The following is a 15,474-nucleotide window of genomic DNA, read 5'->3' as shown; positions in this document are numbered from 1 at the left end:
TTCTTATATTAATCTTTATAGTATCGATTGTAGCCCAATGCCCTCATTGTCTCGGCAGCAATCATCTCAAAATCTCTTACTTCATTTTCAGTTAAAGAATCTTTCCATCCTCCAATTTCACCACGACGATAATGTGAATTATTGTCAACTTCTCCTCTTTTCCTACCACCAGAAAGACTTTCAAAAGTTGATGCATTTATACATTTACTAATACAATCTTCACTATTATCAACTTGAAGAAAGCTTAACATACGATTCACTTCGGTTTCTGGAGATTCATGCATATCTTCATATCTAACCTCTATATATCTCTGCGAATCTCGCATAATTTCTCTAGATATACTGATTCTTGAAGACCACTCCTTTGCGAAGTCCTTAATATATTCACTCCTAATTTTATCTTTAGGAAGTTTTGACTTAAACCTAGTATAAGCTGAAATCGCTGAATCTCGACCGTCACGAATTACATGAATAAAATAAACATTCGGATATATACTTAATATTCTTTTTAAATGCAGAATATTATCAGGTGTTTTCTCTCCAATAGCCAATAATTCACTAACATTTTTATCGCCAATATTTGCTTGAATGATCGAAATGAAAGCAGCTCTTAAAATAGGTAAAATCAAACTTCCTTCTGGTGCCTTAACTGAAGGAGCCCAAGTCCGAAAGTTTTGTGAACGTTTCTGGCGATATTGATTGGTGACTGTGGCTATATTTGGGACTAAGTCATTCACAAAATGAGACTCCCCCAAACAAACTAAATTTGGATGGTGATTAAGTAATTGTTGAACCCAAGTTGTTCCAGAGCGAGGAAGCCCGCCAATAAAAAAAACAGGTAAATTTGATAATTTATTTGATACTTCATCTTCGGTCAATATGGCATTACTCATATCCCCTCCCATAAAATAAAAGGCGTAAACTCACTTATTGTTCAAGAGCATTTAATATTTCCATATATCCTTAACCCAATTAGAAATAAGAGTATGAGGCTTCGGATTAGCTGGAAATGTAACGATCTTCATTGTCTCATTTCCCATAATCTCATCTAAAGAAATACCTGGATGCAGCCCACGATACAATGCGATCCTTCCTGGTTCAAAAATATTTGCGTTGGGAACACATTCCTCAATCCACTCTTGATCACCAGGTAGCCTTTTAAGATCATTTGGAGTTATCGAGCTAAAGATATGCTTAGAATGGTTTCGTTCAAATAACATTACAGAAGAGTTAAAAACAGGCGCATCTGGGTGTTCAAAAATATAAAAGCCACAATCTATATCTTTTATAAAATCTAGCGAACCTGTGATGACAGTATCTAAATCAAAGTATAAAACAGTCTCATGCTGCAACGGAACCCTAATATCAAACATTGCAATCTTAGTCCACCAACCACTCACTTTTATGTTAGATATATTTATAATATCTATTCTAGAATCTATCCCTCTTGCATCATCAGTGATACAACAAAATTGCCAATCACCTGATAAATTCTTTTTCGTCATAGAATATAGATTATTAACATACTCAGAATGGTATTTTTTTCCATGCTTTACACAAACGATTGAAATTTTATTTACATCTACTTTTTTAACTCCACTCTTACATGAAATAAAACCTTCCTTTAAAAGCGATTTAGCTCTTTCTAATGTTCTTCGCACAGCACCTAAACACACTAAATCTTCATGCTGCTCAATTATCTTGATGGCACTAGTAAAGTCTCCTGAGTTAACTTTCATTCTTGCAATCCTTGCAAGACAACCACCATAAAAATAAGCTGTCTTTTTGTAATTTTCTATTTGATAAATAGAGGGCCTAGTTTCAATTATTTTCTCATAAAGGCTTGTAGCTTTCTCATAGTCGCCTACTTTATAATAAACCCTAGCTAGAGCCGCTAAAACATTTAACTCTAGCTCACCTGAGAGGTGCCTTTTTTGAATTCTAATAAGCTCTTTTATAGCCTCTTCATGACGACCTGAGTTTATAAGTATCCAACAAAATTTAATATAAAAATCAGTATCCTCAGGGGATTTCTGCATTAGTTTCCTAGCATGATTCAGAGCAGACTCATAATCTCTTTTCAAATGCTCAGATCCACTATCAGCTCTTTTCTTTCCTTCATCAAGCGTGTAGAAGTTTACAAGAGCTTTCCTAGCTTCTTTCTCAAAATCTGTGTCAGGGCTCATTTCAAGCATCAACTCAAGCTCGGAAATGTAGTTTTCATCCCCAGCCATCACCCTCTCAACAGAAAGCTTTTCTAACATCTATACGCTCAGCAAAATCAAAAATGTCTTTAATTAAGCATACAATATAAAAGGATTATAAAACTAGCTTCATAATCCTTTAGAAAAATACGTCAAAGTCTATTTTTCAGCACGACCGCCGAACTTACGCTCTTCCACGTTAACACGGATACGCTCACCTGTTGCAATGTATTCAGGTACCTGAATAGTCGCACCAGTTGACAGTACTGCAGGCTTTGTACGTGACGTTGCAGAAGCCCCTTTGATCGATGGGTCTGTTTCAACAACAGTCAATTCCACGACTTGAGGTAATTCAATCGCAACGGGAGCGCCGCTAACCAAAACAACTTGGATACCTGCTGTATCTTCGTTGAAAAACTCAAGCTCGTCAGCAATCGCATCTTTGTGAAGGTTAAAAGGCGTGTAGTCTTCCTGGTCCATGAACACATACTCATCACCGTCCAAGTACGAGAAGTTGACTGGACGGCGGATTAGATCAGCAAGATTCAGCATCTCGGAATCTTTGAAGGTCTCATCAATTTTACGTCCAGTGACGACGTCGTACATGCGCATACGGTACAAGCTACCACCGGCACGCCCCTGTGGAACCGAGCGTTCGATATCACGCACAATATAAGTTTTACCATCGTATTCAACGGCATTATTACGTTTGATTTCACTGGCTTTTGGCATTTTCAATTGTCCTAAACAAATTTAACCAAGGTGCTTAAACGAGCCCTTATTCGCAGTCGCTGATGCTATGTTAGTTTTCGGCATTGTGCCAGCATTTCTCTCAAAACTATTCGATCTCTTCTACACTTTCATTCGTAAATAGAACCATCACATCCGAATGCCCAAACTTTTAAAGGAAGTCACTATGCACGATGTTTCTAGAGTCGAACAACTGCTAGAAGAAATTGCACAAGGTCAAAAATTGTCATTAAGCGAACTTTATGAATGCACCAGCGCGAAACTATATGGCATTTGTTTACGTGTCTTAGAAGATGAGAGTTTGGCGCAAGATGTCTTACAAGAAACGTATATCAAGATCTGGCGTAACGCGAATCAGTATCAGGTCAACGGTCTTAGCCCTATGACATGGCTAATTACGATTGCCCGTAACAGCGCCATTGATCGCAAACGATCCTTAGCTAGTAAATTCGCAGAATCGATTGACGACTATGAGTTGGAATCTGATGAAAGCAGTCCTGAAGCTGTGACTCACTCCCATGAAATATCTCGACAAATAGAAGAATGCCTAGGCACCCTAGAATCGGAACGAGCTGATGCGGTCAAGGGTGCTTATTTAGAAGGTCTAAGCTATGCCGACTTAGCCGAAAAGTTTTCAGTGCCACTAAACACAATGCGCACTTGGCTACGTCGCAGTCTTCAGAAACTTAAGGGGTGTATGAGCCAATGAATTTATTACCAAAAGATCACATCACTGCAGCAGAATACGCTCTTGGCTTGCTTTCGGATCAACAAGCAAAAGCATTTGAAGAACAAATGTCGACGGATCCAGAACTGAAGTCTGCATACATTTACTGGTCGGAACGTCTCGCGACGTTGGCCAGTGAGTGGCCTGAGCATGTGCCACCTGAACATGTTAAAGCCAAGATCGATGATTTCCTCCGAACGGAAACAAATACCGTCGTTGAGTTGCCATCATCAATAGATAAACACTCGAAAGAGAAGAAAAGTCGCTCACCCATTTGGGGGGTTGCCGCAGCTTTGGTGCTTACCCTTGGGATGTGGTGGCTTTCTCCTAGCTCTTTCGAAGCAAATTACCAAACCTACTTGGCCTCTAGTTCTACTGATCTGGTTATCGACGTGTTAGTCGATATCGACGATCAGACCATTAAAATCATCCCTATTAGAGGTCAACCTGCAGAACAGGGAGACTATGAATTATGGGTAGCGGTAGGCGATGGCGCCCCTATATCATTGGGGGTGTTGGACATCACCAACTCGGCTCAGTTTTCACTTGATGGCGATTGGATAGAAAACTTAGACAATGCTCATATGGCAATCAGTTTAGAACCTAAAGGCGGCTCACCTACAGGCCAACCAACAGGCCCAGTACTGGCAGTAGCAGATACCATTGCACTCTAGTTCAACTGTAACAAACATCGTTTAACCACCGTCTAAAGCCAAGAAAGCTGAAACTTTCTTGGCTTTTTTATCGTTTCTAACAAAGAGTTAACCAACCATAAGGAGCTAAGACATGAATCGACGTACTTTTCTACAAGGCACTTTAGCCATTGCACTTATGAATCGAGGCCTAACCGCAATCGCATCAGGTGTGCAGGAAGCCAACTTCGAAATCACTAGAACAGAAGCCGAGTGGCGAGCACGACTAACCGACTTTGAATACGCTGTGCTTAGGGAAGAAGCCACTGAGAGAGCGTACACGAGTCCTCTTAACGATGAAAAACGCGAAGGCCTGTTTCATTGCAAAGGGTGCGATTTAGCACTGTATGACTCCAAAACTAAATTTGATAGTGGAACCGGTTGGCCAAGTTTTTATGACAGCCTAACAAACGCTGTTGCGACGAAGGAAGACCGCAGCTGGTTCATTACTCGAACAGAAGTGCATTGTCGTCGTTGCGGTAGCCATATGGGTCATATCTTTGAGGACGGCCCAGCCCCAACAGGACTTCGTCACTGTATAAATGGCATTGCATTAACCTTTCATGAAAGTTAATTAAAATTTTTGAAACTATTTCAGATCGGTTCCGTATCTATAGATACCAAGCAGTAACAACAATACAAAACTCGGAGATCCATCATGAAATTATTAACTACATTAACCATCACTAGCGCACTTATCATGACCGGCTGTTCTAGCATTGGCTCACAGAACTACGGTATGAGCGAGAAGAACGATAACCCTATGGTTGGCGGCGCACCAATGTATGAGAGCCGAAATATTATTGAAAATGCGGTGAACTCAAAAGATCACACTACGCTCGTTGCAGCAGTTAAGGCTGCTGGCCTAGTCGATACCTTACAAGGCGACGGTCCTTTTACAGTGTTCGCTCCAACTAATGCAGCTTTTGACAAGCTACCTAGCGGTGCCGTTGCGAATTTGCTCAAACCTGAGAACAAAGCGGCTTTACAAAAAGTGCTAACCTGCCATGTTGTCGGCACTAATGCGCTTTCTGGCGCGATTACTACGATGATTGATGATGATATGGGAGCGCATCCAGTTCCAACATTAGGTGGTTGTACACTGACAGCGACATACAAAGGCGACACCATTATGCTTGCCGATGAAAATGGTCGTATGGCAACAGTCACTATTGCGGACGTTAAACAATCCAATGGTGTGATTCACGTCATCGATACAGTGCTGCTGCCAAAACAGTAATACTCTGATCAGTGTATCTCTAAAGCTTGACGAAAAAGCCCAGATTTTCTGGGCTTTTTTACGCGTCTTTCATAACGCTAAGATTAACTCACTCTTTGGCAAGTCTCTAAATCAACTCTTATGCGATCGTTTTGGCCATGGTCGTATTCTCCAAGGACACACCAAAGCGCTCTACCTGATTACGTTTCGTTGGCAGGAAACCGTGCTTAATGAAAAACTCATATGCAGCATCAGATGCCTGAACCAGCCACTGTGTCTTGTTGGGACAGTGTTTGCAGATGGATTCAAAAGCAGTAATAAGAAGCAATTTTGCGATACCTTGCCGCTGGGCTCTAGGGCATACATATAGGCATTCAATGTCGCCGCTTTTGTTTAATTCAATAAAGCCCAGAGGCTCTTGATTACGTTCTTCAACAGCGACCCAAACAGAGTGCTCTTCAAGACGCAGTTTCCAACTGGCACCATCAATGCAGTCTGGTGCCCAAGCGGATTTCTGTTCTTTTGAATAAATTACATCGGGGATTGCATGAACACTACGATGAAATACATTTACAAGAGCACGGTAGTCGATTTCCGTGCTCTGAAACTCTCGTATAGCAATTGGCGTTGAGTACATTAAGCGTGCTTCGTTTCCGTATTTTGAGCCCAAGTAGGTGGTCGATGATAACGACCGACAACGGAGCTTAGCAAAAGGAAAGCGAGTAGTGAACACATGAGACGCCAGCCATCTAACACCATGATTGCAGCCATTAGAATACCAATGTCAGCGACAAGAGTTGTGCGACTAGCGTGGATTTGAAAACGACGCTCCAAATATACAGCTAGAATATTCAGCCCGCCTAGGGAAGCATTGTGTCTAAACAGAATGATCAAGCCGAACCCGACCAGCAGACCGCCTAAGATCGCGGACACGATAGGATGAATATCAATGTGTGCCACATGACGTAGAAGTTCAGATAACCCAGAGAGCGTACTGACGGCTATAAACGTTCTCAATGCGAACGCTTTGCCGAGGGCGCGCCAAGCCAGTACATAAAAAGGTAAATTCAAAATAAAGAAAAGCTGACCAAAACTCAGGTCTGTCATTGTGTTTAGGATCATACCGATCCCTGCAGTACCGCTAATCAGCAGTCCAACAGAATTAAGGATATGCAAGCCAAGCGCAACCAGTACGCAGCCTTCAAGAATTGAAAGCCATTGGTGTGTAAATTTCATAAGATCGTCCCATCATCAATACGCTCACTTTTGGTAAAGCGCAGGTTATTAACGCAAACCTCTTGTGGAGGTCTTAACGCGGGTTAGCACCGTGTCATGAGTTACGATGCAGATTCTATACCAGTTATGGGCGGTGATTATGCGAGATTTTCGAGGATAATGCACCCTTTTCGAAACTTCAGGGCGATCTAAGCTTTATAAGTGTGCATAAGAAAGCCCTATTCAGCATTACTAAATAGGGCTTCAACTTGCTTAAGTTAGCGGGCTCTTCGCGCTGCTGGCGATTTGCTTTTCGAGCGATTTGCACCGCCTTTTCCAGCAGGTCTATTACCTGCACCGTTACCGGATACCTTATTCGACTTGCGCTGGTTACGTTCGTTTTCAGCGTTTTTCTGCATGGTCGGACGGTTGCTTGTATGTGATGCTCCGGTTTTCTGGCCTGGCTTCGCTTTCGTTGGGCGGCGTGGTGTACGCTTGTCTTGCTCTTCGTCAGGCACCAATTGACCTTTTCCATTACCAATCAGATCTGCTCGCCCCATCGTACGAAGGGTTTCACGCAGTGCAGGCCAATTCTTTGGATCATGGTAACGCAAAAAGCCTTTCTGTACGGTACGTTCTTTGTAGTCTTTCGGCGTATGTACGTTTTCACTCTTGTAAGTCACCCCATGAAGTGGGTTTTTACCTGAGTGGTACATAGCCGTTGCTAAAGACATTGGCGAAGGGTAGAAAGTCTGTACTTGGTCTGGTTTAAAGTCATTTTTCTTCAACCACACGGCAAGGTTCATCATGTCTTCATCGCTGCTACCAGGGTGCGCTGCAATAAAGTATGGGATTAAGTGCTGTGTTTTGCCCGCTTCTTTCGAGAACTTATCAAACATCTTTTTGAAGCGGTCATACGTGCCCATGCCAGGCTTCATCATTTTCGATAAAGTGCCCTCTTCTGAGTGCTCTGGTGCAATTTTTAGCAAACCACCGACGTGGTAAGTCACCAACTCTCGAACGTATTCTGGATCTTCAACGGCTAGGTCGTAACGTAAGCCAGATGCAATCGATACCTTATGAATACCTTCCACGGTACGAGCTTTACGATACAGTTCAGTGGTTGGACTATGATCGGTTTTTAGATTTGAACAAATCGTCGGATAGACACAAGACAACTTACGGCAAGATGCTTGGATCTCATCGTCCTTACAGTTTAGGTGGTACATGTTCGACGTTGGGCCACCCAAATCCGAAATATGACCGGTAAAACCTGGCACCTTGCGCTTAATGTCTTCAATTTCGTTCAAGATCGATTCATGTGAGCGAGACTGAATTACACGCCCTTCGTGTTCGGTGATTGAACAGAAAGTACAGCCACCAAAGCAACCACGCATGATATTGATCGATGTTTTGATCATGTCATACGCTGGAATACGTGCTTTTTTGTATTTAGGGTGAGGGATACGCGCATACGGTAAATCAAACACGCCATCCATTTCGGGGGTTTCCAATGGAATTGGTGGCGGGTTAACCCAGATTTCCTTTTTGCCATGCTTTTGAATTAAGGCACGAGCGTTATGCGGATTCGACTCCAAATGCAATATACGCGACGTGTGTGCATACAACACAGGGTCTTTGGAAACTTTCTCAAAAGATGGCAGACGAATATACGTCTTCTCAGCATCCAGTTTTTGACCTTTACGAAGTGGTGCTGGGATGACTCGAATCGGCATCACATCACTATCGTCCTGCTGCTCACCTGTTTGGCACTTACCTTCTGGAATGTACTCATAAGGGCTATAGATCTGATCGATCTTACCTGGCCAATCAACGCGGGTTGAGTCAATTTCTGTATATCCACCTGGCGGTACATCACGGATAATCGTAGTGCCACGAACATTGACGATGTCATCCATGCTTTTGCCATTAGCAATCGCGTGAGTCACTTCTATGATGGCACGCTCAGCATTTCCGTATAAAAGGATGTCTGCAGTGGAATCCACTAATACAGAACGACGTACCTCATCACTCCAGTAATCGTACTGAGCGATACGACGTAAGCTGGCTTCAATACCACCAATCATAACAGGCACATCGTGGAAAGCTTGCTTACAACGCTGAGAGTAAACAATGACCGCACGGTCTGGACGTTTACCACCTTCACCATAAGGCGTGTAAGCATCGTCATTACGCACCTTTAGATCAGCGGTATATCGATTGATCATCGAGTCCATGTTGCCCGCGGTAACACCGAAATATAAATTCGGACGTCCAAGGCGCATAAAGTCATCAGGACTACGCCAATCAGGCTGATCAATAATCCCTACACGAAACCCTTGTGCTTCCAAGACTCGCCCCATCACAGCCATACCAAAGCTTGGATGGTCAACATAGGCGTCACCTGTGACGATGATAACATCACAGCTGTCCCAACCTAGGGCATCCATTTCCTCTCGGCTAGTCGGTAAGAATGGCGCAACGCCATAACATTCAGCCCAATAAGGCGAATAAGAAAAAATATCTGGAGCGGTTTTGTGTCGTTTGATCATATGAACTCTATCCCAAGCGAAGAGCGCTTGGGAGATTGGTGAATCTGGAATCGTTGATGGCGCTATTATCCCAGAAAATTAGTCAGGTATATAGAGGTAATGTTAGCTGGTAATACGCCAGACGGTTTCTTCGTAAAATGTACGCTCAACGCCTTGATAACGCTCATCGACCTGCAACAAATCTTCACTGGCCACTTTACGAATCCACTCCCCCCAAAGCTCCGTGACTTCAAAGTCCAATACTGAAAACGGTGGTCCAGATTGTTCACCATCATAACTTAACGTAATCAGTAACAAGGATGCTTGAGGGGTTAAACGCTGCTTAGTGTGAAGAACGTATTGCTCCCGCTTGTCTTCTGGCATTGCCACCAAGGCCGCTCGGTCGTAACAGGCATCAAATCCCGTTTCATCAAAGTCAAAGTAATCACCTTCGACAATGCGCAAAGGCAAATCTTTGGCCGTGTGGATTTTGAGACTACCCTCCTGCTCAGTGTGGTAAGTCAGGTCGTTATCACCGAAAAATTCCACCACCGCCATGGGGGAAAGCTCGACGCCAGTCACGTCATAACCTTGATTCGCTAACCAGAGCAGATCCGCCGACTTACCACACAGCGGTACCAGTACTTTTGCGCCACGCGCTACCTGAGGCCAGTATTGCACCAACCACGGATTGACCTCATCTCGATGGAAGCCAATTCGCCCAGACTGCCAACGCTCCAACCAAAATTCATTTGTAACCACGTGCACCTCGAGGATGTGTTAACATTTCTTACCAGACAATAGTGCTGTACATTAGACAACACCATTGTATTAAACGCCTATTCCAAATACATGACAGCAAATATGAAGAATAAATCCATGTCACTAGAAACCGCACCAGATCATATTAAACTCGCCGTCGACCTTATTGCTCTGCTTGAGGAGAATGAAATCCCAAACGAAACAGTGATCGCAGCACTAGAGATTGTACTGAGTGACTACCGCAATAAAGCCACTAACTCGGACACTCCGCCCTTTTCGAAGTAACTTTATCAACGTAACTAGGAAGCACATTTTTCGGCACTTCAATCACTGAGTGATATTTCCATACGGGCTTTTGATCCTTATCGATCAATAATGCACGGACACCCTCACAAAAATCTCCATATAGGCTGATGTTGACAGATAAACAAGTCTCACGCTCAAACACATCCGCAAGACTTTTACTTTTTGCCCAATCCAATTGCTCAATGATCAGACATGCAGACAAAGGACTACCTTTGAGGAAGTTTCCTCGCGCAGCCATCAAAGAAGAGCTGTCATTTTTAAAGCCTTTCAACGAGTGGTAAATATTCACAATGTCGCCACTCATCAGCTTTTCGAGTTCTTTTTCATGGGCGATCAGTTCTGGCCTTAATAATGGCAACTCATCCGACATAGTAAATGTATGAAGTACACGTTCTATATGCTGAATGACATGCTCATGACTATTGTCATCAAGCACTCCTAACGCTAACTGGTTCAAAATATCACGGTAGGCTTCATCGCAAACATAGTGGGTTGCCAAGCCTAATTCACAGGCGTCGGTAGCATTAACTTGGTAGGCCGTCAGTGCTAAAAAACGAGCAAAATGTTCTGGCAGTTGATTTAAGAAGTAACTTGCTCCCACATCGGGATACAGACCAATTTTGATTTCCGGCATCGCAAGTTTGCTTGATGGCATGACTAATCGATAGCGGGACGCCATAAACAATCCCATGCCGCCCCCCATTACATAACCATGCCCCCAACAAAGGACCGGTTTACGATACTCATGAATATATTGGTCAAGCTCATACTCATGACTGAAGTAATGTTGACTGAAAACACCATCGTCCGCTGTATCAACGATTGATCGATACACATCGACCACGTTACCGCCCGCGCAAAATGCTTTGTCTCCACTTCCCTCAATTAGCACTGCAACGATGTATGGGTCTTCTTGCCATTCATGTAATTGGGCGTGAATTAGATTGATCATTTCTAAAGACAGCGCATTCAGCGTTTTTTCTGAATTCAGCCGAATGACACCAAGCTTGAAGTGGCTAGCAAAAGGCAACGATGAAAATTGAACCGATTGTGACATGGCCTCTCCTTTTTTATTTTTCTTGTTTTTCCATCTGATTTACTCTTCAAGGTAGCTGATCGGAGCACGAGGAACAATAGATTTAAGACTAAGGTCGAGCAGAAACAAAAAAGCCCCACTTGATCAAATCAGGTGGGGCTATTCTCTCAACAAACTTAATAGCTTAAACCGCTACATTAAAAGTAGTCCATTTTGTAGTGCTTCGCTTTGATAGCTTTCAATACCAGATGCTAAAACAAAGACATCACTTCTCTCTAAGTCATTACTCAAGCGCTCAACCCAATAACTCACATCATTATCGGTGAAAGGCCCATCAATGACTTGCTCTGCTATTGCAGAAATAAAGGCGACATCATCCAAGCTCTCCCATTGCGTTTGGTAAGCATCAGTTTGCATTAAAGCGGAAGCTAAACTAGCTAGGCTTAACCCATCATTTTGATATTCATTGAGTTGTTCCAAACTAGGGGCTGCACCAGTCATCAATTGACCCAACGTCCCCAGCTGAAGCAATTCAGAGCTAGAAAGGTTAGATGCAAAAAAGTCTACTGTCGAATCACTGAAAGAGACTTGCTCAATATCTACTAGTGTGTCTTGTTCTGTGTAGCCTCCATCTTGATAGACTAGAGACAATTCACCTTCACTCGTTAAGACAAGTTGATAATCGCTACTCGCTCTAGACTGCACAGCAACATCCACACCATCACCGCCATCTACATAATCACTACCGTGACCACCCACTAGCGTATCATCCCCTGCACCGCCATAAAGCACATCATCGCCGACATCTTGTTGCAGACCAGAGCTCTCAAGCTCAGTTGCTTGAGCCAGCTGCATAATTCCTGTGCCACCATACAACACATAGTTACTATAATTGCTTGCAACAATGTCGAGCAATAATGCTTCCCAAGAACCTCCCGATTCAATAAAACTGACGCCAGTATCAATATCTTCACGCGTGATACTTATGTAACGCCAGAATGTATCTAGCAAGGATAAAACTTGATTTTCGATGTCATCCGATTCACTAATACTAGTGAGTTCTCGCCAATCATTGACAGCTTGCTCAGCGTATTCCAATAGAGTCGTACTAGAGGTTGCGACCTCATTTAGCTCAGCAACCGTATAAAGTTCGCCATCAAACACTTTCTTTAAAATTGCTAAAGTTTTTAAGCGAGTACTGTCAACGGCTAAAAAGGCAAATTGATCGTTAGCCTGCAACAGGCTATCAATACTGCTGGATGTATCAAGAGCGTAAACTTGGCCTTCATTAACGTAAGAAGCTTGACTATACCAATCACCAGAGAAAGAGATGCTTTCTAAGCTAGAGTCCGATAAATCCAGTTCATTTGGGGTATATAGTGTGGTGATTACCCCCTCACTATTGAGACTGAATATCAATTCTCCATTGTCTTGTTGAGCCCCTTGAATAAGATCATCACCAATACCTCCATTTAGCGTATCGTCGCCAACTCCACCAACAACGGTATCATTACCGCTATCACCATAGAGAAGATCATCGCCTCCTTTAGAGCCAACGATGTCATCGCCTGCGCCACCATGCAGCTCGTCATCCTCTGCCCCTAAAACAATATTTTGGGCATTTTCTCCGGCATATACGATATTTGCCCCTTCCCCGCCACGAATCGTAACGTTTGTACCAACAATAACAGCAAACTCAATATCATTTAGGTCTAGAATAGTACCTGCTGGTAGCTCCCTAGTATCGATCACCAATGCCTCTTGATATGAATCATCAGAGGAGCCAGATATGCGAATAGTATTTGAAGACGAAGCACTGCCATCATTGGTTAATGTCACCTGATTCACCCAAAGGTTATCAACATCATCCAGCGCAGCGAGGAAACTACTTCCAGAATTTTCCATTTCAGCTAGGTCTTCTTCATCTTGAGCACTGTCTTCAATTAAAGCGATCAAGTTATCTACACTATTTTGCGCATTTGCAGTTGAGCTGGAACGAGTGGTGATACCTACACCTGTTGGCAAACTAACGGTTGTTACAACTTGAGAGCCATTATTACCTGTTGAGTGCAAAGAGATATCTGCATTGGAGGTGGTTGTATCCGTATCTACACGTGCGCTAGAAATTGGAGTGACAGTAACGGTTTGAATCGTATTGCCATCCTCATCTTCCTCTTCTGTTGTTGTGACTGTTGTCCCATCCACTTCCTCTGTTATCACAACTGGCTCAGGTTCAGCAGGCGTTGTTGGACGTGCGATAACATTGATATTGAAGGTATTCGCTACTTGAGAATCGCTCACACCATCACTCACAGTAAAGGTAAACGATGTGGTACCAGTACCATCTGTACCAGAGCTATAGGTAAGATTCCCTAAATTGGCTAACGAAATATCATCGTCTGCCGAAACAGCCACTCCGCTTAACTTCAGTGTTCCCTTACCAGGTAAAGTGACAATCGTAATATGGTCTAAAGTATCTCCTACGTCAGCATCGCTAAAGCTAAAGTCGGATGAACTAAAGGAGTAAGAGCCGTTGTAATAAACCGTTTTACTGGTATCGGCCGAGGTGGGAGCAATGTTTGGAACAATAGATATTTCTGTATTCCCGTTAACTAGAACTGCTTGAAGAATACCAGATACACTGCCACCTAGATTAAGAGTGCCAGAACCAAGATCAATTGTACTGCCAATGGTTTGACCATTAAGAGAAGTAAGATCTGTACTGTTTACCACAATAACATCACCGACCTCAAAATCCATAATGGTATCGCCATTATGGTTGGCTACAGTACCCCCAAAAGTATCGTTACCCGCGCCACCATAAAGGGTATCTAATTGGCCTCCACCACGGAGATAGTCATCATCATCTCCTCCGTACAAAATATCTGCATCCGAGCGGCCACTGAGTGTATCGTTACCTTCTCCGCCGTAAAGTATGTCGTCCTCACTACCCCCAGTTATCGTGTCTGTTCCCGCGTCACCATACAAGGTATCATTACCTTTGCCGCCCCATACCCAGTCATTACCATCACCACCATAGATTAAGTCATTTCCTGAAGAGCCGGCAGGAGTATCGTTACCAAGACCACCATAAAGCGTGTCATCACCATCAGCGCCTGACATACCATCATTGCCATCACCGCCATAGAGTAAATCATTACCTGTGGCACCATAAGTAAAATCATTACCATCGCCACCGGAAAGAGTATCGTCACCACCACCACCGTATAAGGTATCATTGCCTAGATTTCCATATAGAATGTCGTTTCCATCAAGCGCAGAAATCGTGTCATTTCCACCTAATCCAGTTATAGAGTCGTCCCCTACGCTTCCGGTGAGAATGTTACCAGAATTATCCCCCGTAACATCCACAAGATTCACATTTGGGTTCGCTTCATCATAAAACCATAAGTTATTATCACTCTCGATATCACCAACGTTAGATTCTAAAACCCAGTCACCCTGAACACCTGTTACATCATTAGATGCCGCAACATCCGCACCCGTTAAGGCTGCAATATCCGCAATAAAAGTAGAAGAATCATCTTCCGCAATATTACAACCAAGTAGAAGCAAGTCACCTGAATCAGATAAAGCTGAGCCAAGCTGTTCTAATAAGTCAGCATGACTATCAAGGTTACTCGCATCAAGGGTAAGAGAACCAAGGCTGATGCTACTCGAAGAGCCGTGACTGGCCACTTCAATAAACGCTAAATCTTGATAATTAGCGAGATAAGCGACCATCTGCGCTAAACCATTCCCACGAGAATCCAACAGAACTACTTCAGTATTCTCTCCGACAGCAGATACTAATTCACCGTAATTACTCACATCATCCATGATGAACAAAACACCTTGAAGGCTTGATTCGGCCGGGGCTAGCTGTAATCCTTGATATTCATACTGTTCATCTGACATAGTCTAGTACCTAATTATTTCCTACTAAAATATAATTATTTCTTGCATAAACGATATTCTTACGCAGAAACCTTGTAAAGACAATGTAAAAGCAGACCTTACAAATGCCCCAAC

At 43.1% G+C, this 15,474-nt stretch carries 14 protein-coding genes; 5 read left to right on the top strand and 9 right to left on the bottom strand.

Going from position 1 to position 15,474, the window contains the following annotated elements; translation table 11 throughout:
* Nucleotides 1–8: 8 nt before the first annotated feature.
* The 3 genes from JHD44_RS04665 to yeiP form a co-directional block, all read right to left on the bottom strand.
* Nucleotides 9–893, bottom strand: a complete 885-nt coding sequence (locus tag JHD44_RS04665; RefSeq protein WP_199461558.1) for a sulfotransferase family protein — start codon at nucleotides 891–893, stop codon at nucleotides 9–11.
* Between the two features lie 51 nt (nucleotides 894–944).
* Nucleotides 945–2,264 (bottom strand): tetratricopeptide repeat protein, encoded by a 1,320-nt coding sequence (locus JHD44_RS04660; RefSeq protein WP_199461556.1) that lies wholly within the window; start codon nucleotides 2,262–2,264, stop codon nucleotides 945–947.
* 99 nt (nucleotides 2,265–2,363) lie between these two features.
* A complete protein-coding gene (gene yeiP / locus JHD44_RS04655) occupies nucleotides 2,364–2,936 on the bottom strand; it encodes an elongation factor P-like protein YeiP (protein ID WP_199461554.1) in 573 nt (190 codons plus the stop codon).
* A 184-nt stretch (nucleotides 2,937–3,120) separates the two neighbouring features.
* Here yeiP and JHD44_RS04650 point away from each other — a divergent pair, with 184 nt between their 5' ends.
* From JHD44_RS04650 to JHD44_RS04635, 4 genes are all read left to right on the top strand, one after another.
* Nucleotides 3,121–3,663: a sigma-70 family RNA polymerase sigma factor gene (locus JHD44_RS04650; protein ID WP_199461552.1), complete on the top strand. Its 543-nt coding sequence runs from the start codon at nucleotides 3,121–3,123 to the stop codon at nucleotides 3,661–3,663.
* On the top strand, nucleotides 3,660–4,355 hold the full coding sequence (locus JHD44_RS04645; RefSeq protein WP_199461550.1) for an anti-sigma factor: 696 nt from the start codon (nucleotides 3,660–3,662) through the stop codon (nucleotides 4,353–4,355). Before JHD44_RS04650 ends, JHD44_RS04645 begins: the two co-directional genes overlap by 4 nt.
* 112 nt (nucleotides 4,356–4,467) lie before the next feature.
* A complete protein-coding gene (gene msrB, locus JHD44_RS04640) occupies nucleotides 4,468–4,947 on the top strand; it encodes a peptide-methionine (R)-S-oxide reductase MsrB (protein WP_233401756.1) in 480 nt (159 codons plus the stop codon).
* An 84-nt stretch (nucleotides 4,948–5,031) separates the two neighbouring features.
* Nucleotides 5,032–5,613, top strand: a complete 582-nt coding sequence (locus JHD44_RS04635; protein WP_199461548.1) for a fasciclin domain-containing protein — start codon at nucleotides 5,032–5,034, stop codon at nucleotides 5,611–5,613.
* 118 nt (nucleotides 5,614–5,731) lie between these two features.
* On the opposite strand, the gene JHD44_RS04630 is transcribed toward JHD44_RS04635, so the two are convergent.
* From JHD44_RS04630 to JHD44_RS04615, 4 genes are all read right to left on the bottom strand, one after another.
* On the bottom strand, nucleotides 5,732–6,229 hold the full coding sequence (locus JHD44_RS04630; RefSeq protein WP_199461546.1) for a GNAT family N-acetyltransferase: 498 nt from the start codon (nucleotides 6,227–6,229) through the stop codon (nucleotides 5,732–5,734).
* A complete protein-coding gene (locus JHD44_RS04625; protein ID WP_199461544.1) occupies nucleotides 6,229–6,828 on the bottom strand; it encodes a YitT family protein in 600 nt (199 codons plus the stop codon). Before JHD44_RS04625 ends, JHD44_RS04630 begins: the two co-directional genes overlap by 1 nt.
* A gap of 257 nt (nucleotides 6,829–7,085) precedes the next feature.
* Entirely contained in the window at nucleotides 7,086–9,359 is a 2,274-nt protein-coding gene (locus tag JHD44_RS04620; RefSeq protein ID WP_199461542.1) for a YgiQ family radical SAM protein, read from the bottom strand.
* Between the two features lie 102 nt (nucleotides 9,360–9,461).
* On the bottom strand, nucleotides 9,462–10,100 hold the full coding sequence (locus JHD44_RS04615) for a thiopurine S-methyltransferase (RefSeq protein WP_199461540.1): 639 nt from the start codon (nucleotides 10,098–10,100) through the stop codon (nucleotides 9,462–9,464).
* Nucleotides 10,101–10,202: 102 nt separating this feature from the next.
* Between JHD44_RS04615 and rsmS the strand changes: the two genes are divergently transcribed.
* Nucleotides 10,203–10,385 (top strand): pleiotropic regulatory protein RsmS, encoded by a 183-nt coding sequence (gene rsmS, locus JHD44_RS04610; RefSeq protein ID WP_233401754.1) that lies wholly within the window; start codon nucleotides 10,203–10,205, stop codon nucleotides 10,383–10,385.
* On the opposite strand, the gene JHD44_RS04605 is transcribed toward rsmS, so the two are convergent.
* On the bottom strand, nucleotides 10,354–11,463 hold the full coding sequence (locus JHD44_RS04605; protein WP_199461538.1) for an enoyl-CoA hydratase/isomerase family protein: 1,110 nt from the start codon (nucleotides 11,461–11,463) through the stop codon (nucleotides 10,354–10,356). The two genes, rsmS and JHD44_RS04605, sit on opposite strands and share 32 nt — an antisense overlap.
* A 171-nt stretch (nucleotides 11,464–11,634) precedes the next feature.
* Complete coding sequence (locus JHD44_RS04600) at nucleotides 11,635–15,360, bottom strand: DUF4347 domain-containing protein (RefSeq protein ID WP_199461536.1); 3,726 nt, start codon at nucleotides 15,358–15,360, stop codon at nucleotides 11,635–11,637.
* Nucleotides 15,361–15,474 lie beyond the last annotated feature (114 nt).

The sequence above is a fragment of the Marinomonas ostreistagni genome (genome assembly GCF_016461785.1).
Classification (GTDB): Bacteria; Pseudomonadota; Gammaproteobacteria; order Pseudomonadales; family Marinomonadaceae; genus Marinomonas; species Marinomonas ostreistagni_A.
Note: the sequence above shows the minus strand (reverse complement) of the source record. Positions and strands in the feature narration are given on the sequence as shown.